The organism is Gordonia sp. B8661-1 (genome assembly GCF_059427765.1).
The window spans coordinates 387,385-410,192 of record NZ_JCAHRL010000001.1 but is presented as its reverse complement, the minus strand read 5'-3'; the positions used below and the strand labels follow the sequence as shown (position 1 = coordinate 410,192).

20 protein-coding genes and 1 pseudogene are annotated in these 22,808 nt (G+C 67.6%); 11 read left to right on the top strand and 10 right to left on the bottom strand.

What is annotated here, in order from left to right; all coding sequences use genetic code 11:
• Positions 1-72: 72 nt before the first annotated feature.
• Together AC4JJG_RS01930 and AC4JJG_RS01925 are read left to right on the top strand one after the other, a co-directional pair.
• Positions 73-435, top strand: a complete 363-nt coding sequence (locus AC4JJG_RS01930; RefSeq protein ID WP_495399200.1) for a PadR family transcriptional regulator — start codon at positions 73-75, stop codon at positions 433-435.
• A complete protein-coding gene (locus AC4JJG_RS01925) occupies positions 432-1,145 on the top strand; it encodes a hypothetical protein (RefSeq protein ID WP_495399201.1) in 714 nt (237 codons plus the stop codon). Before AC4JJG_RS01930 ends, AC4JJG_RS01925 begins: the two co-directional genes overlap by 4 nt.
• Positions 1,146-1,224: 79 nt before the next feature.
• Here the strand turns inward: AC4JJG_RS01925 and AC4JJG_RS01920 are convergent, their stop codons facing one another.
• The 3 genes from AC4JJG_RS01920 to AC4JJG_RS01910 form a co-directional block, all read right to left on the bottom strand.
• Positions 1,225-3,582: a glycoside hydrolase family 65 protein gene (locus AC4JJG_RS01920; protein ID WP_495399202.1), complete on the bottom strand. Its 2,358-nt coding sequence runs from the start codon at positions 3,580-3,582 to the stop codon at positions 1,225-1,227.
• Positions 3,579-4,289, bottom strand: coding sequence for an HAD family hydrolase (locus AC4JJG_RS01915; protein WP_495399203.1), 711 nt, complete (start codon positions 4,287-4,289; stop codon positions 3,579-3,581). Before AC4JJG_RS01915 ends, AC4JJG_RS01920 begins: the two co-directional genes overlap by 4 nt.
• A gap of 91 nt (positions 4,290-4,380) precedes the next feature.
• A complete protein-coding gene (locus AC4JJG_RS01910; protein WP_495399204.1) occupies positions 4,381-5,091 on the bottom strand; it encodes a GntR family transcriptional regulator in 711 nt (236 codons plus the stop codon).
• A 167-nt stretch (positions 5,092-5,258) separates the two neighbouring features.
• On the opposite strand from AC4JJG_RS01910, the gene AC4JJG_RS01905 reads away from it, so the two are divergent.
• From AC4JJG_RS01905 to AC4JJG_RS01880, 6 genes are all read left to right on the top strand, one after another.
• On the top strand, positions 5,259-6,101 hold the full coding sequence (locus tag AC4JJG_RS01905; protein ID WP_495399205.1) for a PhzF family phenazine biosynthesis protein: 843 nt from the start codon (positions 5,259-5,261) through the stop codon (positions 6,099-6,101).
• Positions 6,102-6,163: 62 nt separating this feature from the next.
• Complete coding sequence (locus AC4JJG_RS01900; RefSeq protein WP_495399631.1) at positions 6,164-7,039, top strand: TatD family hydrolase; 876 nt, start codon at positions 6,164-6,166, stop codon at positions 7,037-7,039.
• A gap of 130 nt (positions 7,040-7,169) precedes the next feature.
• Positions 7,170-8,294 (top strand): resuscitation-promoting factor, encoded by a 1,125-nt coding sequence (locus tag AC4JJG_RS01895; protein ID WP_495399206.1) that lies wholly within the window; start codon positions 7,170-7,172, stop codon positions 8,292-8,294.
• A complete protein-coding gene (gene rsmA / locus AC4JJG_RS01890) occupies positions 8,258-9,145 on the top strand; it encodes a 16S rRNA (adenine(1518)-N(6)/adenine(1519)-N(6))-dimethyltransferase RsmA (protein ID WP_495399632.1) in 888 nt (295 codons plus the stop codon). The genes AC4JJG_RS01895 and rsmA overlap by 37 nt, the downstream gene beginning before the upstream one ends.
• Before the next feature lie 59 nt (positions 9,146-9,204).
• Positions 9,205-9,771 carry a GNAT family N-acetyltransferase gene (locus AC4JJG_RS01885; protein ID WP_495399207.1) on the top strand — a complete coding sequence of 189 codons (567 nt, stop codon included), beginning with the start codon at positions 9,205-9,207 and terminating at the stop codon, positions 9,769-9,771.
• 41 nt (positions 9,772-9,812) lie between these two features.
• Entirely contained in the window at positions 9,813-10,748 is a 936-nt protein-coding gene (locus AC4JJG_RS01880) for a 4-(cytidine 5'-diphospho)-2-C-methyl-D-erythritol kinase (RefSeq protein WP_495399208.1), read from the top strand.
• Positions 10,749-10,754: 6 nt separating this feature from the next.
• On the opposite strand, the gene AC4JJG_RS01875 is transcribed toward AC4JJG_RS01880, so the two are convergent.
• Positions 10,755-11,486, bottom strand: a complete 732-nt coding sequence (locus tag AC4JJG_RS01875) for a glycoside hydrolase family 25 protein (RefSeq protein WP_495399209.1) — start codon at positions 11,484-11,486, stop codon at positions 10,755-10,757.
• Between the two features lie 113 nt (positions 11,487-11,599).
• Here AC4JJG_RS01875 and AC4JJG_RS01870 point away from each other — a divergent pair, with 113 nt between their 5' ends.
• Positions 11,600-13,420: an ABC-F family ATP-binding cassette domain-containing protein gene (locus AC4JJG_RS01870; RefSeq protein WP_495399210.1), complete on the top strand. Its 1,821-nt coding sequence runs from the start codon at positions 11,600-11,602 to the stop codon at positions 13,418-13,420.
• A 21-nt stretch (positions 13,421-13,441) separates the two neighbouring features.
• Here the strand turns inward: AC4JJG_RS01870 and AC4JJG_RS01865 are convergent, their stop codons facing one another.
• The 3 genes from AC4JJG_RS01865 to AC4JJG_RS01855 all read right to left on the bottom strand — a co-directional run bounded on the left by AC4JJG_RS01865 (position 13,442) and on the right by AC4JJG_RS01855 (position 16,882).
• Positions 13,442-14,173 carry an alpha/beta fold hydrolase gene (locus AC4JJG_RS01865; protein WP_495399211.1) on the bottom strand — a complete coding sequence of 244 codons (732 nt, stop codon included), beginning with the start codon at positions 14,171-14,173 and terminating at the stop codon, positions 13,442-13,444.
• A gap of 47 nt (positions 14,174-14,220) precedes the next feature.
• Entirely contained in the window at positions 14,221-15,783 is a 1,563-nt protein-coding gene (locus AC4JJG_RS01860) for an ATP-binding cassette domain-containing protein (RefSeq protein ID WP_495399212.1), read from the bottom strand.
• Positions 15,784-15,904: 121 nt separating this feature from the next.
• Positions 15,905-16,882: a DMT family transporter gene (locus tag AC4JJG_RS01855; RefSeq protein ID WP_495399213.1), complete on the bottom strand. Its 978-nt coding sequence runs from the start codon at positions 16,880-16,882 to the stop codon at positions 15,905-15,907.
• 91 nt (positions 16,883-16,973) lie between these two features.
• Here AC4JJG_RS01855 and AC4JJG_RS01850 point away from each other — a divergent pair, with 91 nt between their 5' ends.
• Entirely contained in the window at positions 16,974-17,828 is an 855-nt protein-coding gene (locus AC4JJG_RS01850) for a LysR family transcriptional regulator (protein WP_495399214.1), read from the top strand.
• A 260-nt stretch (positions 17,829-18,088) separates the two neighbouring features.
• Positions 18,089-19,090 carry an enoyl-CoA hydratase/isomerase family protein gene (locus AC4JJG_RS01845; RefSeq protein ID WP_495399215.1) on the top strand — a complete coding sequence of 334 codons (1,002 nt, stop codon included), beginning with the start codon at positions 18,089-18,091 and terminating at the stop codon, positions 19,088-19,090.
• An 11-nt stretch (positions 19,091-19,101) separates the two neighbouring features.
• On the opposite strand, the gene AC4JJG_RS01840 is transcribed toward AC4JJG_RS01845, so the two are convergent.
• The 3 genes and pseudogenes from AC4JJG_RS01840 to AC4JJG_RS01830 form a co-directional block, all read right to left on the bottom strand.
• A complete protein-coding gene (locus AC4JJG_RS01840; protein ID WP_495399216.1) occupies positions 19,102-19,842 on the bottom strand; it encodes a hypothetical protein in 741 nt (246 codons plus the stop codon).
• A gap of 7 nt (positions 19,843-19,849) precedes the next feature.
• Entirely contained in the window at positions 19,850-21,493 is a 1,644-nt protein-coding gene (locus AC4JJG_RS01835) for a peptide chain release factor 3 (RefSeq protein WP_495399217.1), read from the bottom strand.
• A 19-nt stretch (positions 21,494-21,512) separates the two neighbouring features.
• A pseudogene (locus AC4JJG_RS01830) lies at positions 21,513-22,634 on the bottom strand (alkane 1-monooxygenase); the annotation flags it as partial.
• Positions 22,635-22,808 lie beyond the last annotated feature (174 nt).

Below are 22,808 nucleotides of genomic sequence, written 5' to 3'. Positions count from 1 at the left end.
GTGCCGCGGCCGCGGCCGCAACACCGCATCGGTATCTTGCAGAGCACGCTAGTGCGGGCTAGCATGTTGAGCATGATAGCTACCGAGAGGCGAAGCCTTGTTCTTCGCGGAGTACTGGACCTATGCCTCCTGTCGCTATTGCGGCAGCGGCCGGTGTACGGATATGAGCTCACCGAGCGGTTGGCAGAACACGACCTGGTGGTGTCGGGCGGCTCTGTGTACCCGCTCCTGACGCGGTTGGAAAAAGCCGGCCTCGTGACCTCGGAGAAGAGGCCGTCGCCGAGCGGGCCGCCACGGAAGTACTACTCACTGACCACCGACGGCATCGACACGCTCGACAGCGGGACAGCGGAATGGCTCACCGTATCCACCGGCGTCACCGCGATTCTGCAATCCACGAACTCGACCCACGTCGACCAGAAGGAAACGGCATGAACAACGCGCTGACAGACCACGACCAGACCGCCCGGAACGGTGGCAACACTGACTTCGGCGAGATACTGACCGAGGCGAACCGGCAGTGGCGCCACATCGGGGTACGCAGAACCGACCGGCACGAGATGCTGACCGAACTCGACGAGGAGCTCTGCGCGGCGTACGCCGACGGTTACAGCCCGACCGCAGTGCTGGGTGATGACCGGCCCGAGATGTTCAGACAGTGGGCGCACGAACGTGGAGTATCCGGTCGTGCCCTACGTTTGCACCTGCTTGTCCCGGCAGCGCTGGCGGGGATCGCCGTCGGCCTGGCATTCATCGTCGGCGCAGCGTTCCTGGCGTTTGCCGGAAAATCCACCTTCTACCCGGGCGAGCTCCTGGCCCCGCTGTACGCGATGTCCGTGGTCTTCGCATATCTCTGCGCGCTCGTATTCGGTCGCGGCGCACTGGCCGCCGTAGGCGATCCGCACACCGGGGCAACCGTGAAGTGGCTGGCCGCCCTGCTGCCGATTGGCGCCGCGCTCACCACCGGCGCCGCGGTCGCTCTCGCGTGGTGGAGAGACTTCAGTGCCACGACAGCGGTGTTCTCGGCTGTCATCGTCGTAGCCGTCGCCGGTCTGGCAGTGACCATCGGGCTCGCTCGCCACGTCGCGGTCACAAGGGCGCAGGTCCGCCCGCAGGCAGCCGTCGACGGCGACGGCGTGGATTAGGTCCGCACCTCGACGGTGCTGCGCGCCGAAGCCGTTGTCGCCGTGGATGACTCCGTCGTCGCCGACTCGGTGGATCAGGTTAGTCGAGCCGGCGGTACGGCTCGCAGCCCGGTGGTGCCTTCGGCGGTTCGAGTTGCTTGATCTCCGGAATGTCCATCGTGACGGGCGCGTCCTCCTCGAGGGTGAACTGTTCGCCGTGATGGGACAGGTGAATCGGTGGCCCCGAGAGCAGTCGGTAGGTTGCCGACTTCGGATCGATGGCAACGACGATCTTCGATTCGCCGACGATCATGCGGAAGGACAGATACGACAACCTGCTCGGCAGTCGGGGGGCGAAGGTGATCTTGCCGCCGAAGTCCCGCATGCCGCCGAATCCGGCGACGCAGTCCGTCCAGGCACCCGCGAGGGCCGCGATGTGCAGGCCGCTCGACACATTGCCGTGCAGGTCATGGAGGTCGGTGAACACCGACTCGCACATCAGGTCATAGGACAGGTCGAGGTAGCCGACCTCGGCCGCGACGACGGCCTCGCAGCACGCCGACAGTGAGGAGTCGCGCACCGTCAGCGGGTAGTAGTAGTCGAAGTCGCGCAGCTTCTGTTCAGGGGTGAAGTGATTGCCGAACATGTACAGCGCGAACACCATGTCGGCCTGCTTGACGACCTGCTTGCGATACAGGTCGTAGTACGGATAGTTCAGCAGCAGTGGGTATTTGCCCACCGACGCCTCGAAATCCCATGCACCCAACTGGGTGAACGACTCGCACTGCTGATGCACGCCGAGATCCGAGTCGAACGGGATCATCATGTTGTCGGCGCAGGACTCCCAGTGGGTGGCCTCGGCCGTGGTGACACCGAGGGCCTGTGCGACGTCCGGGCGCCGGTTGACGGCGGCCACCGCATCTCGGAGATTCTGTTGCGCAGCAAGATTGGTGAACACGTTGTTGTTCACCACGGCGGTGTACTCGTCGGGACCGGTCACGCCGTCGATGCGGAATTTGCCGTTGTTGTCGTGGTGTCCGAGCCCGGCGAACAACCGGGCGGTCTCCACGAGAATCTCGACGCCGCATTCGGTTTCGAACAACTCGTCGTGCGTGGCGCGCATATACCGTGCGGTGGCATTCGCGATGTCGGCGCTGACGTGGACGCCGGCGGTGCCCGCGGGCCAGTAACCCGAACACTCGTCGCCGTTGATGGACCGCCACGGGAACATCGCCCCGCGCTGACCGAGTTCGATGGCGCGGGCCTTGGCCTTGTCCAGAGTGGCGTGGCGCCACCGCAATTCCTCGCCTGCGGCGGGAGGCACCGTGTAGGTCAGCATCGGGAGGATGAAGGTCTCGGTGTCCCAGAATGTGTGACCGTCGTAGCCGGGTCCGGTCAGTCCCTTAGCGGGAATGGCGCGGGACTGGCCGCGGGCGCCCGCCTGCAGGACGTGGAACAGGGCGAAGCGGATGGCCTGCTGGAGTTCCGGGTCGCCGTCGAGCTCGATGTCGGCGTCCTTCCAGAACTCCTCCATGTAATGGGCCTGATCGGCTTTCAGTGCGTCCCAGCCGATTTCCATCGCCATCGCGAGGGCGGCGTCGACCTGTGCGCGCAAGGCGGGGACCGAGCGGCGGGCCGACCATCCGTAGCCGACGTACTTCGTCAGCGACAGGGTGGTCCCCTGCGGCACGTTCGCGGCGACGGTGAGCCGGGCCAGGTCGCCGTCGGCGCGGATGAAGCTGTCCGCGGTGTCCGGGAAGCTGATCTCGTGGTCCATGCCTGCGGCCACGTGGAGCCCGGACTTCTTGGTGTGATGCACCAGCATGCCCCAGTAATTGCGGCAGGCGGCGAAGTCGCTGACGAGGGGACTGTCGAGCGCGGCGGCCAGGCGGGGATCGTTGCCCGGGATCGGAATCGGTTCATTGGCAAGAAGATCCGACTGCAGCACGAGCTTCATGTCCTCGCCGATCGGCTCCACCTCGTAGTGGATGGCGGCGATGGTCCGTTTGTTGAACGACACGAGGCGTTCGGATTTGATCCGCACGGTGCGTCCCGTCGGCGACGTCCACAGGGTGGTGCGGCGCAGGGTGCCGGTCCGGAAATCGAGGACACGTTCGTGCTCCTCGGTGCGGCCGTACCGGAGGTCCATCGGCTCGTCCTCGACGAGCAGCCGGATCGTCTTGCCGTCCGCGACATTGACCACCGTCTGCCCGGATTCCGGGTAGCCGTAACCACTTTCGGCGTACGGCAGGTCGCGCAGCTCGTAGAAGCCGCTCAGATAGGTGCCCGGATGTTCGACCGGTTCGCCCTCCTCGAAGGTGCCGCGCATGCCGATGTGACCGTTCGACAGGGCGAACAGCGTCTCGGTCCGGTCGAGCATGTCGGTGTCGAGTCCGCGCCACCGTAGTTCCCACGGGGCGACCTCGAAGCCGTGTTCGGCTTCCCGGGTGGCGCTCATGCGGTGAGCAATTCGTCGAGATCGGTCACGACGCGGCCGGCGCCGGCTGCGGTCATCGCGGCGGACTGTCCGCCGCCGACACGGTCGATACCGACGATGAAGCCGAAGTTTCCGGCCACGCCGGATTCGATGCCGGAGATGGCGTCCTCGAACACCGCGGCCGACGCCGGGGTGACGCCCATCAATTCGGCGCCGAGCAGGTAGGAGTCGGGCGCGGGTTTGCCGCGCAGACCACGTCGTGCCACCTCGAGTCCGTCCACACGAACCTCCACGAATTCACTCAGTCCCGCCGCGTCGAGGACCATCGCCCCGTTCTTCGAGGAGGTGACGACCGCGATGCGCAGGCCCGCGTCGCGAGCCGCCGTCAGATAGCGCACCGAGCCCGGGTAGGGCTCGACTCCCTCGGATTCCAGCGACGCGACGAACGCCTTGTTCTTCTGCTCGCCCAGGGCGGTCACCGTCTCGTCGGGCACATCGTCGATGCCCCGAGCATGCAGGAAGCTGCGCACCCCGTCCTCGCGTGGACGTCCGTCCACGTAGTCCAGGTAGTCCTGCTCGGTGAACGGGGAGAATCCGTCCGGATCGCGCTCGGCGAGGAAGGCGTCGAATGTCGCCTTCCAGGCATGGCGATGCAGGACAGCGGTGCTCGTCAGCACGCCGTCGAGGTCGAAGAGTGCGACCGTGATGTCCTCTGGCAAACCCAACACCAGCAAAACGGTACCGGTCCGGAGGGCGCGTGGCTCGTCCTGGCCGTTCGGCGTGTGCGTGATCACCCGCACGGCACCGTGCCGGTGGCGGTCAGGACGGCGTATCGGTCTCGGAGCCGTCTCCCCAGAAGTCGATCGATTCGAGCTGGGCGATCAGCCGGTCACGTGCGTCGTCGAACCGGGCGTGGATCTCCGAGCGGATCGCCGGGCCGTCTCCGTCGCGGAGCAAACCGATCAGCCGCCGGTGGCTGGAGACGGCCTGCCGTCCCCATTCCGGGTCACCCGCGTACACCTCGTGGGGGTTGTACTTGCTGGCCGAATACACGAACCAGGCCAATTTCTTGCTGTTCGCCGCCAGATTCACCTGGCGATGAAAAGCGAACTCGGCGTTCAGGACACGCGGAAGATCGCGGCGGCCGACGGCGGACTCCAGGTCGTCGACGATCTCGGTCATCCGGGTCAGGTGGTCGTCGAGATCGGGATTGTCGGTGGCATGTGTGGCGAGCCGCGCCGACAGTTCGGCCTGCATCCAGAAGATGTCCACGATGTCGCCGCGGCCGAGTGGTTCGACGATGAAACCCCGATGCGGCGAGGACCGGACCAGACCATCGCCGCGCAGCGTCACCAGGGCCTCCCGGACCGGGGTGACGCTGCACCCGAGCGCGGTGGCCGTGTCGTCGAGGCGGACGAACTCGCCGGGACGCAGCCGCCCGGTCATGATCTGTGTGCGCAGGTGATCGGCGACCTCGTCGGTCAGCTGCTTACGCGGCAGATTGGTGGCCGCGAAGGGTGTCGTCGTCATCGCTGTCTCCGCCCGTGTGTCCCGCCCCATGCATCCCCCGGCGATATCGCTCAACCGTACTTCGTTCGCAGCCCGGACCACGGTTGGCTCCGAGGTGTCGGGCGGCCGTTGTCCGAACGGCGGAAATGCGGTGGCCGCAGTCGGCACATGTGCGCGAGGATGGGCGCATGACGCGACGTTTCGCCCAGGTCGATGTATTCGCCGACGTACCCACGGCCGGAAATCCGGTGGCGGTCGTCCTCGACGGGGACGGGCTGACGGACGAGACGATGGCGGCCTTCGCCAACTGGACCAACCTGTCGGAGACGACCTTCGTGCTGCCACCGACGGACGCCGCCGCCGACTATCGCCTCCGGATCTTCACGCCCTCCGGCGAACTGCCGTTCGCCGGTCATCCGACGCTCGGTTCGGCTCACGCGTGGCTGGAGTCCGGTGGCGCACCGCGGGGCGAGCGCATCGTGCAGGAATGCGGTGTCGGCCTGGTGGACATCCGCGTCGACGACGACGGTCTGGCTTTCGCGGCGCCGCCGCTGCGGAGATCCGGGCCGGTGGACGAGGACACCGTCACGGAGGTGGCCGCGGCGCTCGGACTGGCCCGGGCCGAGGTCGTCGCCGCCGAATGGGTCGCCAACGGTCCCGACTGGATGGTGCTGATGCTCGAATCCGGCGAACGCGTGCTCGAGGTGCGGCCCGACTTCGCGGCGCTGGGTGCGCATGAGGTCGGGCTGGTCGGCCCCTATGCCGACGGGATTTCCGGCGAGCCCGGAATCGATTACGAGGTACGGGCTTTCGCGCCCGATCAGGGTGTTCCCGAGGATCCGGTCACCGGCAGTCTCAACGCCGGGATCGCGGTGTGGCTGCGCGCCACCGGCCGCGCGCCGGAGGAATACGTCGCCGCCCAGGGCGCCGCACTGGGGCGTGCCGGGCGCGTCCGGGTCGTCGATGACGGCACGCGGATCTGGGTGGGCGGCGCGGCGCGCACCGTCATCGCTGGCACAGTGGAGCTGTGACCGACTCTGGTGGTGATTCGACCGTCTCCGCGGGGACTGATTCAGCCGTCGCCGACGAAACACTGAGCAACGACGAAACACTGAGCAACAAGGCGGCCCGCAAACGGCGGCGCCGCGAGCCCCCGCCGGATCCGGAGCCGCTCCCGGGCCTCGTCGATGCGCATACGCACCTGGCCGCGTGCGGTGGCCGCGATGCGGAGTCGGTGCGCGCGATCCTCGATCACGCCGAGCGCGTGGGCGTCGGACAGGTCGTCACGGTCGCCGACGACATGGTCGACGCGCGCTGGGCCATGGACGCGGCGCACTGGGACGACCGGGCCTTCGCCGCGGTGGCCCTGCATCCCACGCACGCCGGTGAACTCGACGACGACGCGAAGGCGGAACTGACCCGGATGGTCGCCGACGACCGGGTCGTCGCCGTGGGGGAGACGGGTCTCGACTATTACTGGCCGGGCAAGTCCGAGACTTGTGCCGACCCGGCTGTCCAGGCGGAGGCCTTCGCGTGGCACATCGATCTCGCCAAGCAGGTCGGCAAGCCGCTGATGATCCACAACCGGGAGGCGGACCAGGATCTCCTCGACATCCTGGCCGCCGAGACCGCGCCCGAATCCGTGATCATGCACTGCTTCTCCGGTGACCGAAATGTTGCCCGGGAATGCATCGAGCGCGGGTACTTCCTGAGCTTCGCCGGGACTGTGACCTTCGCCAACGCCGACGAACTGCGGGTCGCGGCCGCGATGGTTCCCGACGACCAGATCCTGGTGGAGACCGATGCGCCGTTCCTGACGCCTCATCCCTACCGTGGCCAGCCGAATCAGTCGTATTGCATCCCGTACACCGCGCGGGCACTGGCGGAGATACGCGGGATCGACGGAGAGACGATGGCGCGGACGCTCGGCGACAACGCCCGGCGCGTCTACCGGCTACCTTTGCGGTAACCATCCCGGTTCGTTATCGTATTGTGATCCGCTGTGAACTGCGGCGACTCAGGTCGGGGAGCATCTGGTTCCGAGGTTTGGGTTTCGCGGTGCGCGCGGAGTTTCAAGTCCCCGAACAGGATGTAGACCGTTGTCCCTTCTTGCGCAGATCAACACCTCCCAGTCCACTCGTGCACGGGTGGCCGTCGGTGCGGTGCTCACCACCCTCACGGCCGGCGGAATCATGGGCGTGGCCATGCACAAGAACGTCACCATCGACGTCGACGGGCAGAAGCGACAGGTCTCCACCATGGCGCTCTCGGTCGATTCCGTGCTCGGTGCGCAGGGACTCGCACCGGTCGACGGCGACCTGGTCACCCCGGCCGCGGATGCGGGCGTCAGTGACGGACAGACCATCACCCTGCGGCGCGCCAAGACCGTCGTCCTCGACGTCGACGGGCAGCGCAAGACCGTGCGGACCACCGCGACCAGCCTGCCCGAACTCCTCGGCGCGCAGGGCATGCACGGCGCGGTCGCGCAGGACGCCAACTTCGCGCGCACCGGCGGCATCCCCGTCGACGGCGGCGTCGTCGACGTCGTCACGCCCAAGCGTGTGAAGCTCACCGACGGCCTGGTCACCTTCCGTCCGACCGTCGCCGCCAAGACCGTCGCCGACGTCCTGGCCGGCACCGGCAAGCCCCTCGGCGGCGAGGACAAGGTCACCCCCGCCGCGGATACCCCGGTCACCGAGGGCATGAAGATCAGCGTCACGCGTATCCGCACCGACGCCACCACCGTCACCGAGCGCGTCGCGCCGCCGGAGATCGAGAAGAAGGACCCGACGCTCATCCGCGACCGCAAGGTCGTGCTGAAGCCGGGCAAGCCGGGCAGCCAGGAGGTCACCTACAAGGTCACCACCGTCAACGGCAAGGTCATCAAGCGCGAGAAGGTCGGATCGACCATCGTCACCGAACCGATCGCCGCGACCGTGCGGATCGGCACCAAGGAGGGTGCGCCGTTCGTGCCGACGGGCTCGGTGTGGGATGCGCTCGCCCAGTGCGAGGCCACCGGGAACTGGGCCATCAACAGCGGCAACGGATTCTTCGGCGGTGTGCAGTTCGATCAGAACACCTGGGCGCGCTGGGGCGGCCTGGAATACGCGCCGCGTGCCGACCTCGCCACCCGTGAGGAGCAGATCGCCGTCGCCAAGAAGACTCAGGCGGCCCAGGGCTGGGGTGCCTGGCCGTCGTGCAGCTCGCGTCTGGGGCTGCGCTGAGCGACGCGCCGCGACTCCTCGGACCCGCCCAGATCCGGCGGCTCGCAGCCGAATTGGATGTCCGGCCGACCAAGACCCTCGGACAGAACTTCGTTCATGACGCCAACACCGTGCGGCGGATCGTCGCCGAATCCGGTGTCGGCGCCGACGATGTGGTTCTCGAGGTCGGCCCCGGACTCGGATCGCTGACCCTCGCCCTGCTCGGTACCGCCGGACGCGTCGTTGCCGTGGAGATTGATCCCGTTCTCGCGCAACGTCTTCCGCGCACCATCGAGGAATTCGCCCCGGCCCGGGCCGCCGACTTCCAGGTGATCACCGCCGACGCCATGACCGTGCGCCGCGACGACCTCCCGGTGCAGCCCACCGCTCTCGTCGCGAACCTGCCCTACAACGTCGCGGTTCCCGTCTTGCTGCATCTGCTGGCCGAATTCCCCAGTATCGCAACCTCTCTGGTGATGGTGCAGGCCGAGGTGGCGGACCGTCTGGCCGCCGGACCAGGGTCCCGCACCTACGGTGTGCCGAGCGTCAAGGCCCGCTACTTCGGGACGGTGCGTCGCGCCGGCGCCGTGGGCCGCAATGTCTTCTGGCCCGAACCCAAGATCGAGTCGGGGCTGGTGCGTGTCGATCGCACCGACGATCAGCCCGACGACCCGGAACGCCGCGCCCTGGTCTTCGCTGCCATCGACGCGGCATTCGCCCAGCGTCGCAAGACGATGCGGTCCGCGTTGGCGAGCTGGGCGGGCAGCCCGGTGGAGGCCGAACGCCGCCTGCGCGCCGCGGGGATCGACCCCGGTATCCGCGGCGAGCGACTCGATGTCGACGACTTCGTCCGGCTCGCCACCACCGACTGACCGGGGCGCCTCCGGAAATCCGCGTGACGGGCATCGTGCGCCCCACTAGCCTCCCGGGCATGGAACTGCTGAGCACACGACTGGTGCTGAGGCGTCCGGCGGAATCGGATGTCGACGCCATCTGCGCAGCCTGCCAGGATGCGGACATCCAGCGGTACACGCTGGTCCCGGTACCGTACACCCGTTCGGACGCAGAGTATTTCGTGAACGTGACGGCCGGTGCACCGGAGTCGTCGACGTGGGTGATTCGGCTCGGCGACGGTGACGAGTTCGTCGGAGTCGCGGGTCTGCGGTGTGATGGTGCGGGCGGCGCGTCGATCGGGTACTGGTGCGCCCCGGATCAGCGCGGTCACGGCTACCTTGCAGAGGCGGTCGGGCTCGTCGTCGACGACGGATTCTCCCGTCTCGGTCTGGAGCGCATCAACTGGAATGCGTTGCTCGGCAATACCGCGTCGGCACGGCTCGCCTCGGCGTGTGGGTTCCGGTACACGGGCAGCTCACACGAGCAGCTCGGCGGTGGTCACCGGCGGCGGGAACTCACCGAACAGGTGCATACGGCAGTACTTCGCCGCGACGATCCGATCGCCCGGCGCCGGTGGCCCGCGCACGTCCTGGGTGCGCGGTGACCGTCGCGCGGTGACCGTTACGACCGCTATCCTGGTTAGCTGTGTCTCGAGCCTCGCTGTCGGTGGTGTCCGATGCGGTCACCGTCCGGGTTCCCGCCAAGGTCAACCTGCACCTCGGCGTGGGACCGCTCCGTGCCGACGGCTATCACGATCTCGTGACGGTCTTCCAGGCGTTGTCGCTGTGCGACGACGTCCGGGTCAGTCGTTCGACGGATTTACGGGTCGGTACCACGGGTGAGGGTGCCGCCCAGGTGCCCGCCGACTCGAGCAATCTCGCGGTGCGCGCGGTGACCGAGGTGGCCGAACGCGCCGGGCGTGCACCGAAGGTCGCCATCGACATCACCAAACGCATTCCCGTCGCCGGTGGCATGGCAGGCGGCAGCGCCGACGCCGCGGGGGCGCTTCTGGCCGTCACTCACCTGTGGGGTCTCGATCTCGACCGCGACGAGATGTACGAGATCGCCGCCGGGCTGGGCAGCGACGTCCCGTTCGCGCTGCACGGCGGCACCGCCCTCGGCACCGGCCGGGGGGAGCAGCTGATGCCGATCCTGGCGCGCGGTGAATTCCACTGGGTGCTCGCCCTCGCCAAGGCCGGATTGTCGACGCCGCAGGTTTTCGGTGAGCTGGATCGGTTGCGGGAGAACCGATCCGAGAATGTCGAGGCATCCCGTCCGGATGCCCTGCTGACCGCTCTGGCAGCCGGTGATCCGCATGCGCTGGCGCCGCTGCTGAGCAATGATCTGCAGCCGGCGGCGCTGAGCCTCCAGCCCGAATTGCGGCGCACACTGCGGGCCGGAATCGACGCGGGTGCCCTGAACGGGATCGTGTCGGGCTCGGGTCCGACGTGTGCGTTCCTGTGCGCCGACGAGGTGTCGGCGGTCAACGTCGCTGCCGAATTGTCCGGGGCCGGCGTCACACGCGCCGTGCGGACGGCCACCGGGCCGGTGCCGGGCGCCCGCGTGCTCGACGACGAGTGACGCCGCTCAGCTGCCGAAGACGTTGATCGCGTTGCCGTAGGCGCGCAATTGGGCGATGGATCCGTTGTAGCGGTTCAGATCGACGCGTGTGGACACCCCGGGCAGGCGGCCGGAATCGGTGAACTGCCAGAAGGTCCAGTGATTCCAGCCGCGTGGCATCTGCGGTGACGAGCCGCCCCGGTAGGACGCGATCCACAGCGGATGGTCGCGGAAGGCGCTCGTTCCGCCCATCGCGCTGTTCCAGAAATTCGGATACGTGTAGATGATCGTCTTGCGGCGGGTGATCGCCTCGAGGGTGTTGCAGAACTCGCGCACCCACGCCGCGAGGGCGGCGGGCGACTTGCCGCCGCTGTGCTCGAGGTCGAGCACGGGCGGCAGATCGAGGATGCCGTTCTGGCCGAGCACGATGCCCGCGTAGAAGAGTGCCTGGGCGGACGCCGACCGGGTCGGATCGGCGTAGTGATAGGTACCGCGGATCAGGCCGGCCGCGCGCATCGCCAGGCTGTCGGTGACGAAGTACGGATTGACGTACCACGTCGATTCGGTGGCTTTCACCATCGCCATCTGCTGGCCCGCACCACGCACCGCGAACCAGTTGATCCCCGCACCGCCCGGATGCTGATGGCTCGACACATCGGGGCCCACCTGCGGAGCGGCGACGGCGGCGCCGCCGACAGCTCCGGAGACCCCCATGGTCAGTGCGAGTGCGGCGCTCATCACCGTGCGTCGAAGGATCATTCATCCGACGCTAGGGGATGGGCGCGGTGTTCGCCACGCGTATCGGTGCGGCACCGACCGGGCCCATGCTCGGCGGCTGGGGCCCTCGACGGCCCGGTTGCTAGGGTTCTTCGGTGGCTTCCACCCCATCCGCACTGATCAACGCGGACCGCATCAGCAAGAGTTTCGGCATCAAACCGCTGCTCGAATCGGTCTCACTCGGCGTGCACGAAGGTCAGCGGATCGGTGTGGTCGGCCTCAACGGCGGCGGCAAGACGACGCTCCTGGAGATCCTCGGCGGCATCACCGAACCCGACAGCGGGCGTGTGTCGCGGGCCGGGGACATCCGGGTCGCGACGGTCACCCAGCGCGGCGAGTTGCCCGCGGGCGCCACCGTCGCCGAGGTGGTCGTCGGCGGACCGGAGGTCGCCGTCCACGAGTGGGCGGGTGATGCCCGCATCCGCGGAATCCTGCGGGGCATCGGCATCGACGAACTGCTCGACGCGAACGTCGACGAACTGTCCGGCGGCCAGCGCCGCCGGGTCGGGCTGGCCGCCGCACTGGTCTCCGACGCCGACCTGTTGATCCTCGACGAGCCGACGAACCATCTCGACATCGAGGGGGTGCAGTGGCTGGCCGACCATCTGGTGTCGCGCCGCAGCGCCCTCATCGTCGTCACCCACGATCGCTGGTTCCTGGACACCGTCGCCACCCGCACCTGGGAGGTCCACTCCGGGCGGGTCGACGAGTACGAGGGCGGCTACAACGACTGGATCTATGCGCGGGCCGAACGCAGCAGGCTCGACGACGCCGCGGAGGAGCGCAGGCGCAACCTGGCCCGCAAGGAGTTGGCGTGGCTTCGGCGCGGCCCGCCCGCCCGGACGTCCAAGCCGCGCTATCGCATCGAGGCAGCCGAGAAACTCATCGCCGACGTCCCGGCACCACGCGACACCGTCACGCTGTCGGCCTTCGCCCGGCGGCGACTCGGACGTGTCGTCATCGAGTTGGAGAATGCTCGTCTGGAGACCCCCGCGAGTCCGGATCGTCCGTCGCGGACACTCGTCGACGACCTGACGTGGCGTCTGGCGCCGGGTGAACGCATCGGCCTGGTCGGTGTGAACGGTTCGGGCAAGACGACGCTGTTGCGCGCGCTCGCCGGTGAGGTGGACGTGGCGCCGGGACGTCGCATCGAGGGCACCACCGTGTCCATCGGGTGGCTGCGTCAGGAACTCGACGACCTCGACCCCGATCAGCGCGTGCTCGATGCCGTCGAATCCGTGGCCGGACGAATCATGCTGGGCGACAAGGAATACTCCGCAAGCCAGCTCGCCGAACGACTCGGCTTCAGCCCGGCCCGCCAGCGCACCCCGGTCGGCGACCTGTCCGGCGGTGAACGTCGTCGCCTCCAGCTCACCCGGGTGCTGATGGCCGAACCCAATGTCCTGTTGCTCGACGAGCCGACGAACGATCTCGACATCGACACCCTGCAGCAGGTCGAGGACCTGCTGGACGGCTGGGCCGGCACGCTCGTGGTGATCAGCCACGACCGCTATCTCATCGAGCGGATCTGCGACAGCACGTGGGCGCTGTTCGGCGACGATACGCTCACCAACCTTCCGGGTGGCATCGAGCAGTATCTGAAGAGACGAAAAGAACTGGCCGAGAACGAGTCCCGACGTCCGATCGCCGCCGTCGGAGCAACGTCCCCGCGCGACGACGAACCCGCACCGGCTCCGGCGATGAGCGCGGCCGAGCATCGCGAGGCGCGCAAGGCGATGAACCGGCTGGAACGGCAGATCTCCCAGCTCGATGCCCGCGAGACCCGACTGCACGCCGAACTGCTCGATGCGGCAACCGATCCCGATCGGCTGGTGGCTCTGAACGCCGAACTCAAAGAGGTCGTCGAGGCGAAAGAGGCCGCCGAACTCGAATGGCTCGAGGTCGCCGTCGACTGACCCCGCACTCTCCTCGGACCGCTACGAAATCGGTTGGGGGAGAGCGGTGGTGAAGCGGATGATCAGCTCGGCGGTGGCGGTGGGCTGGATCAGCGGGAACAGATGGGTGGCGCGGGGGAGGACACGCAGTTCCGCATGCGGAGCGGCCTCGACGAACTGCGTCTCGTGCATCCGGAACTGATCCCAGCCGCCGTTGATGAACTCGACGGGACCGGGGTAGGCGGCGATCTCGCCAAGCGCGTCGAAGTGGGACAGCTCGCGCACCACGTCACGGATCGAATGCAGCGACAACCCGCCGGCCTCCATGTCCTCGGCGACACGCCTGCCGACCGCGAGGCGGGTCAAGCCTTTGCTGATGATCGCGGCCTGGCGGGGCAGCACGCTGGTCGCCGCGCCGAAGGCCTGGAACGGGGCGGCGAGCAGCGGTGTCGGCTGCGTGGTGGCGCACATGACGACCGTCCCGGCCACCGACTCCGGATGCCGGGCCGCGGTGGCCATCGCCACGTAGCCGCCCAGGGACATGCCGGCCAGCACGGCGCGGCCGCCCAGGTCGTCGATGGTGTCGATGATCGCGGCGACCGCAGCGTCCATGGTGAACGTCTCGTCGCCGCGTGTGCCGTGTCCGGGCAGGTCGGGATGGCAGACGGGGCGATCGGTGATCGCGGCGGCGATGCGATGCAGGGCCGCGCCGCTGACCCGTAGTCCGTGGATCAGGACGACGGGCAACGGTGAGGTTTCACTGGGCGCACTCATCGGCAGCCAGTATGCCGTGGCCTGTGCGCGCTGTCGCGGCGAACTCCTCAGCCGGGCGAGACGGTGCGGTCGATCCCGATCCGCTCCAGGAATCCGGCGTCGTGGGACACCACGATCAACGCGCCGCGCCACGACCGGAGAGCGTCCACCAGCACCTCGGTGGTGTCGATGTCGAGGTTGTTGGTCGGTTCGTCGAGGATCAGCAATTTCGGCGTGGGGTCGGCGATCAGTGCGATGGCCATGGCGACGCGGAGGCGTTCGCCGCCGGACAGTTCCGACAGCGTCCGGTCGCCGGCACGGCCACGGAACAGGAACGACGCCAACTGTGCGCGAATCCGCTGCTCGGTGAGGCCGGGGTGCCGAGCGGCCACTTCGCCGACGATCGACCGGGCCGGGTCGTCGAAGGTGATCTGCTGCGGCACAAGGGCATATGGAACCAGCACATGATCGCCGGCGATGATGTCGCGCAGCAGGGTGGTCTTGCCGGAACCGTTGTCGCCGACGAGGGCGATGCGTTCCGGCCCGTCGACGGGGAGTCGCCGGTCGTCGACAACCGTTGTGCGGGTGGCCAGCTCGGCGTCGGGCATGGTGATGTGCGCGGTCCGGTCGGCGCGGATATCGTCCCGGGCGGCGTCGAGCCGGGTCGTCGCCGCCGTGACATCGTCGCGATGGGCGTTGCGCAGCTTGCCCGCCGACACCTGCGCGTCATTGGCCCGGAGCCCGGAGATGATCTTCGGGACCCGCTTCTCACGTTCGGCCCGGGCGGCGGTGCGAGCACGGCGATCGAGTTTGATCTGGGCTTCGACGAACTCGCGTTTCTGTTTGCGCAGATCGTTGGCCGCGGTGGCGGCCGCGGCGGTCGCGGCCTCCTGTTCGGCGTCGACGACCTGCCGGTAGTGCGAATACGGTCCACCGAACAGCCGGACGTCGCCGTGATACAGCTCCAGTGTCGCCTCCACCCGTTCGAGCAACTCGAGATCGTGACTGACGATCAGGACGGTCCCGGCGTGGCGATCAATGAGGTCGAACAGTCGTGTGCGCGAGGAGGAATCGAGATTGTTGGTCGGCTCGTCGAGCAGCAGCACCGACGGCCGGCGCACGAGCTGCGCGACGATACCGAGCAGAGTGGCCTCACCGCCCGACAGGGTGCCGACCCTTCGCTCAAGTTCGGTCGGCAGGCCCAGTGCGGACAACTGCGCCACCGCACGCTCGGACACATCCCAGTCGTCGCCGACCGTCGTGAAATCGGCCTCGTCGACCGAGCCGTGCTCGATCCGGTCGATGGCGTCGCGGATGGCGTCGATGCCGAGTGCGGAGGCGATCGTCGCGTCCGGGTCCTCGTCGGCATGCTGATGGACGAAACCTGCCTCGCCGCGCACCGTGACGCTGCCGCTCCCCGGTGACAGTTCACCGGCGATCAGCCGGAGGAGGGTGCTCTTGCCCGCTCCGTTGGCTCCGACCAGTGAGTACGTCGCCTCCGGGACGGTCAGTGAAAGGTGATCGAACACCGGTGTGCCGTCCGGCCAGCCGAACGAGACATCGGACAGGACGATCGCGGGTGTGGTGCCGGCAGAAGCGGCGAATGACGTATCGGATGACGTATCGGACATGGAGACCTCCGGAGGTGAGCGGATGCACGCCGACCCGGAATCACCGGATGCGGCAGGGCGTGTCGTTCGACCTCAGGAGTTCATGTCGGAGAGATCACCTCATACGTCGCGGGACGGTCCGTCACGAACGGACCGGAGCGGGTGCTGATCCCGCCGTGGCCACGGTAGCGCACGCGGGTTCGGGTGTGTCAACGCATTTGTGTCCGCGACGCTTCCCTACTCGACACATCCCGGCCCGGCTCATGGCGGGGAGCGACGAGATGGCGAGGGACACGGCACCCAGTACCAGTCCGAGCACAATCCACCGATCCGGTGCCTGTCCGAGCAGCCCCCACGACATCAGCGCCGAGATCGAGGGGATCACGATGAACAGCAGCGACGTCGGGGCCGCTCCGGCCGTGTTGACGAGCCGGAGGAAGATGTTCATCGTGATCACCGAGAACAGGATGATCGTCAGTGGGAGCAGCCAGGCTGCCTGCGCCGGATCGGTGACATGCTGCGGGATCAGCAGGCACAGCACGCCGATGGGGATCGTCGCGACCAGGTAGTGGACGGTGCTACCGGCGATCGGGTCGACGTCCCGGCAGAACCGTTGCTGATAGACGCCACCGAGTGCGACCCCGAGTAGGGCGACGACCGCGAAGACGAGTGCCCCGCCCACCGCCCCGGTGTGGCCGAGGACGCGGGGGAGGCAGGCGCTGAGGACCGCGGCGACGCCGACTCCGATGCCCGTCCAGCCGCGAATCCCTATGTGCTCGCCCAGTATCGGGCGAGCGAGCATCGCGGTGGCAACCGGGTTGAGTGCGATGATGAGTGCGGCGATAGCGGCGGGTAATCCCATCGAGAGCGCCATGTACATTGCGCCGAACTGTGCGACCTGGGTGAGCAGTCCGACGACCGCGACGTGGCCGAGTTGCCTGCCCCGCGGGAGCGTGCGGTGGGTGATCGCGGTGAGTGCACCGAGCAGGAGTGCCGAACCGGCGAAACGTATGAGCAGGAGCAACATGGGGGTGATGGCACCGATGGTCAACGCACCCAACGGATATCCGAGCGACCACAGGAGGATGAACGCCGTCGACAGACCGAGGGGTAATCGCATGCGTCCAGCCTGGTTCCGGAGACCACCATCGGTCCAACAATGATCAGTAATCGTGATTGATTAGCATTCGAGATTGGTTTACGGTCGACGGGTGGCCACCACCGTTCTCGACATCACCCCGCTGCGCAGCCTGGTGGCGGTGGCGTCCTGTGGCGGCTTCCATCGGGCCGCCGCCGCTCTGCACCTCACGCAGTCCGCGGTCAGCCAGCACATCCGCAGACTCGAGTCGGTGACCGGTCTGACGCTGGTGGAGCGGGACGGCCGGATCACCCGCTTCACCGCCGACGGGGAGGCGTTACTGGCGGAGGCCCGGGCCATCCTGGGTGCCCACGACGACGCGGTTCGCCGCTTGAACATCCGCGCCGACACCCCCAGCCTGACCGTCGCGACCACCGAGTACGGCGCCGACTGGGCACTGCCGTTCCTGTCGCAGATCCTGCGTGAACTCTGCCCCGATCACCTGGTGAGCTTCCGGCTCGAACGATCGTTCCGGGTGATGGCCGCGATGGATCGGGGTGAGGTCGACGTGGCGATCTATCACGAACCACTGCGCCCCGACACCGATGTCCGCGGACCGGTGGTCGCCATGCGGTGGTATGCGGCTCCGGACACTGCGCTCACCGACCAGAATCCGTTGCCGCTGATCATGTTCGACGAACCGTGTGCCACCCGCAGCGTCGCACTGGAGACACTCAACGGGGCCGGGGTGCCGTTCACCATCGCGGTCGAGTCCGCCATGATGTCGGGCGTCACCACGGCGGCCCGCGCAGGTCTCGGCGTGGTGTTGCTGCCGGTGTTGAACCGGCCTCCGGAGGGGCTGCGTGAGGTGACAGGCCTGCCCGACGCCGGAAACTGCGTGCTGCAGGTGCGCTTCGCGCCGACCGTCCCCGAGGAGGTGCGGGCGGCCACCCGTGCCGAACTGGCCGAGATGACCGCCGCCGTCTGATCGCCCGATGATCTCGATACGGCTCCTCGCTGCGCTCGGTGCCTACTCGATCAGCGTCCTGGGGGCGGTGCGCTCGGTGCCTACTCGATCAGCATCTTGGGGGCGGTGCGCTTGGTGCCTGCTCGATCAGCATCCTGGGGGGCGCTGCGTCTGGTATCACTCGATCAGCATCGGATGCTGGTCGAGTAGCGGCGTGCGAGCGCAGCGAGCCCGGCGCGTATCGAGACCCAGCGCGTATCGAGACCAAGTACGGTGGCCCCATGTCCTTCATTCGCAGTGCGGTGTCCAACGGTGTCGGCGAGATCATCCTGGATCGTCCGAAGGCGCTGAATGCCCTGGATCAGACCATGATCGACGACATGTTCGCGGTCCTGTCCGAGTGGGCCGACGACGACGCGGTCGAGACGGTGCTGGTGACCTCGGCGAGCGACCGGGCGTTCTGTGCGGGCGGTGACATCCGCGCGATCCGGGAGTACGCCATCGCCGACGACTCGGAGGCGATCACCCGCTACTTCTCCTCGGAGTACCGGCTCGACCAGTTGATCGCCGACTATCCCAAGCCGTATGTCGCGATCATCGACGGGGCGGCGATGGGTGGCGGGCTGGGGATCAGCGTGCACGGCGAGATCCGGATCGTCAGCGAGAAGGCGATCATCGCCATGCCGGAGACCGCGATCGGGTTCTTCCCCGACGTCGGTTCCACCTACTTCCTGCCGCGGTTGCCCGAGGGGATCGGCATGTGGCTGGGCCTGACGGGTGCGCGGTTGCGGGGTGCCGATGCGGTGGCGGTCGGCCTGGCAACCCACTTCGTGCCGTCGTCGGAGATCGCCGCGGTGGCCGACCGAATCCGTGGCGGCGAGTCGCTGGCAGAGGTGCTCGGCGATTACCGTGAGGCTCCGGATGCTGCTGTGCCCCTGCGGAAAGCGGCCGAGTACTTCGCCGACTACAGTGTGCCGGCGATCGTCGGTGGCCTGCGTGGCGCGGTGGGCGACGAGTGGGCGGAGGAGATGATCGACCTGTTGGCGAGCGCTTCACCGACCAGTCTGTTCGTGACCGCCGCGATGATCGAGCTGGGCGCGGACTCGTCCCTCGACGAGTGCTTCGATCGGGAACTTCATGCGGCGGAACGGATCACGACGACCCACGACTTCCTCGAAGGTGTCCGTGCGGTGCTGGTGGACAAGGACCGCAATCCGGCCTTCCGGCCGTCGACGATCGAGGATGTCGACCCGGCCGTGGTGACGGCGATCGTCGGCGGCTGACGCCCGGAACCTCAGGGGCGGGCCTCGAACCAGCCCGACAGGCCGACGGTCGACTGCGGCCCGATCCTGGGCACCGCGGGTGCCGGTGTGGACGTACTCGGTTCGTCGAAGGGCACATCATCGCTGGGCGCCAACGGATTCGCGTCCGTGCGGACCGCGGACGGACACGCGAAGGAGCCCGCTGCGCCCGCCGCTGACATGGCGGTGATGGTCAGTGAGCATGATGCCGAGTGGTAGTACGCGCCGCCGGTCGACACCCCGACCTGTGCGGCGATGGGACGGTTCAGCGGACCGGCCTTGGGGCGGTGATCACCGATCGGCGGAAGGACTCCGCCGGTCAGCGCGCCGACGAGGAATTCGAGCTGGGCGCCGTCGGTGCCGTTGCCCTTGAAGGTGAACAGCAGGGAATCGGGCGGCACGTCGGGATGTGGATTGCCCCAGCGTTCGAAACCGTGGCATGCCGTTTCCGAGGCGGCAGGTGTTCCGGCGGCCGGAGTTCCCGTGCGGTTCACCGCGATCCGGATGTGACCGGACCGGAAGGCCAGATCCATGGCGCTGCGGTCGATCCGGCCCTTCGGCGGAACCTCGCGGCACTGGGCGGGATCGAGTTCGGTGATGGCGACCGGGGCCGCACTGCTGGACGAGGATGCGGTCGGAGTCGGTGTGTCCGTGGAGCATCCGGCGAGCGGGAGCACCAGCGCGAGGGCGAGAAGCCCGGCGCGCGACAGGCCGCCGGTGCGAGGTCGGTTCACGTCGGCGTCAATCCGTCGTGGCGACAAGGGGTTCGAGCGTCAGGTCGGGATGTTCCTTCTGCACGTACTGCAGGCGCCACTTGTCGCTGAACAATGCCAGCAGGGCGCCGTCGGAACGGGTGAACACCTCGACGCCGCGCTGTTTGCCGAGTGCCGGGGCACTGGCCTCGTCGGTGCGGCGGGCCAGGGAGTAGCCGAGGGGTTCGACGGTGGTGTCGACCCCGAACTCGGCTTTCATTCGTGCGGTGACGACCTCGAACTGCATCGGTCCGACGGCGGCGAGGACCGGGGATGCGTCGCCGCGCAGGTCGTTGCGCAGCACCTGCACCACACCCTCGCTGTCGAGCTGATCCATGGCCTTGCGGAACTGCTTGTACTTGTCCGCGGTGTTCACCCGCAGCGCCGAGAAGTGTTCGGGCGCAAAGGACGGGATCGGCGGGTACTGAACCTTCGGGTCGATGTAGAGTGTGTCGCCGGGTGCGAGCGCCATCGCGTTCACCAGACCGACGACGTCACCCGGATAGGCGCGGTCGACCGTGGACCGGTCGCGTCCGAAAACGGCCTGCGCGTACTTGGTGGCGAAGGGTTTCCCGGTCTGCGCGTGGGTCACCACCATGCCGCGCTCGAATTCTCCGGACACGATCCGCATGTAGGCGAGACGATCGCGGTGGCTGGAATCCATGCCGGCCTGCACCTTGAAGACCACGGCACTGAACGGCTCGGTCACCTCACGCAGATGATCCTCGACGTCGAGGCGTCCGGCCGGCGCGGGCGCGAGTTCGACGAGTGTCTCGAGCAGTTGCCGCACACCGAAGTTCAGCATCGCCGAGGCGAAGATCATCGGCGAGGTCTGCCCGGCGAGGAACATCTCCTGATCGTGATCCTGCCCCATCTCGGCGAGCAGTTCGCTCTCCTCGACCGCCGCCGTCCAGGCGTCGCCCTCGCGGCCGGCCGCGTCGTCGGCGCTCAGCAGTTCCTCGGGCGCCACGGTCGCGCCACCCGCGGTCCGGGTGAAGTGGATGTACTCGCCGGTGCGGCGATCGAGCAGACCGCGGAAGTCGCCCGCGATGCCGACCGGGAAGTACAGGGGAGTGGGGATGAGGCCGATCCGGTCACCGATCTCGTCGATCAGCTCCAGCGGCGTCTGTCCCGGCCGGTCCCACTTGTTGATGACGGTGATCACCGGGATGCCCCGGTGGCGGCACACCTGGAACAGCTTGAGCGTCTGCGGCTCGAGGCCCTTCGCGGCGTCGATGAGCATCACGGCGGCGTCGACCGCGGTCAGGACGCGGTAGGTGTCCTCGGAGAAGTCGGCGTGGCCGGGTGTGTCAACGAGATTGATGACGTTCGGAATGTCGGGGTTGCCACCCTGAGCCGTGTAGTTGAACTGGAGGGCCGTCGAACTGACGGAGATGCCGCGGGCCTTCTCCATTTCCATCCAGTCCGACACGGTGGACCGGCGCCCCGCCTTGCCGTGAATGGCGCCCGCTTCGCTGATCATCCGCGCGTGGAGGGCGAGGGCCTCCGTCATCGTGGATTTGCCAGCGTCCGGATGGGAGATGATCGCGAACGTACGTCGCCGGTTCACCTCGCGGGCTATCGACGGGGACCCACCGGATGCGGTCGCCGTGACGGACGCTCCTGAACTCACCCGTTGAGGCTACCGGGCGCCGCCGTGGCGGAGCAAAAGGCGCGTTGACGAGATTGAGGTCGTTCTCGTAGTGCGCGAGCAGGCGCGGGTGGATGACCTTGCGGTAGAGCGGCGGGACCGCTGCGAGCAGCGTCATCGTCGCGTAGCCCGCGGGCAGCTGCGGCGCATCGAGACGAGACTGCAGGGCCTGATACCGGCGGAGCGGATTGGCGTGATGATCGCTGTGCCGCTGCAGTTGGTAGAGGAACAGGTTGCTCCACACGTGGTCGCTGTTCCAGCTGTGCTTCGGTTCGACCTTCACGTAGGTGCCGTTGGCCCGCCGTTCGCGCAGCAGACCGTAGTGCTCGATGTAGTTGGCGGTCTCCAGCATCATGATCGCGGCGACGGCCTGGACCACCAGCCACGGCGCGATGCTCCATCCGAAGATCGCGATCAGCGTGGCCCAGAGAACAACAGTCAGCAGCCAGGCGTTCAGGATGTCGTTGCGCAGTGTGTAGGGCGACTTACCCCGGCGCCGGAGCCGGTTGCGTTCGTGGCGCCACCCCGACAGGAGGCTGCCGTAGACGGAGCGGGGGATGAAGGCCCACAGTGACTCGCCGTACCGTGCGCTCGCCGGATCCTCGGGGGTCGCCACACGAATGTGGTGTCCGTGTACGTGCTCGACGTAGAAGTGTCCGTAAAATGATTGGGCCAGAGCGGCTTTCGCGAGCCAGCGCTCATGTTTGCTGCGCTTGTGCCCGAGCTCGTGGGCGGCGTTGATGCCGACGCCGCCCACCACGCCGACCGTCATGGCGAACGCGAATTTCTCCGGAATCCCCATGGGCGCATGGGTCCACACATAACCGGCGGCGAACAGTCCCGCGTACTGCAGCGGCAGATACAGGTAGGTGCACCAGCGGTAATAGCGGTCCTCCTCGAGATCATTGAGGATATCCATCGGCGGCGAGGTGTGGTCGACACCGCGCACCAAATCGACCAGCGGTACGAAGACCGCCATCACGAAAACCCCTGCGGCCCAAAAGACTCCGGGCCCCAGGGTGGTGACGAGAAACCACGCCAAGAAGGGGCTCAACGGCACTATGAGTCCACAGAGCCAGAGGTATTTTCTGCGGTCGCGCCAACCGCGCGCAGCAGCATGCATAACCTGTCCCTCCCCCGAGACAGTCGAAAACGCGAGCGCGTTTCGTCAAAGGTGGCCCCCCGGCCGCGACGATTCGCACTCCTGAACTTTCTTGAGCCCCACTCAAGAACGTAAGAGACACTATCGTGTCATCCGGTCGCTTTCAATCATGGTTGCGCACACACGTTTTCCGCG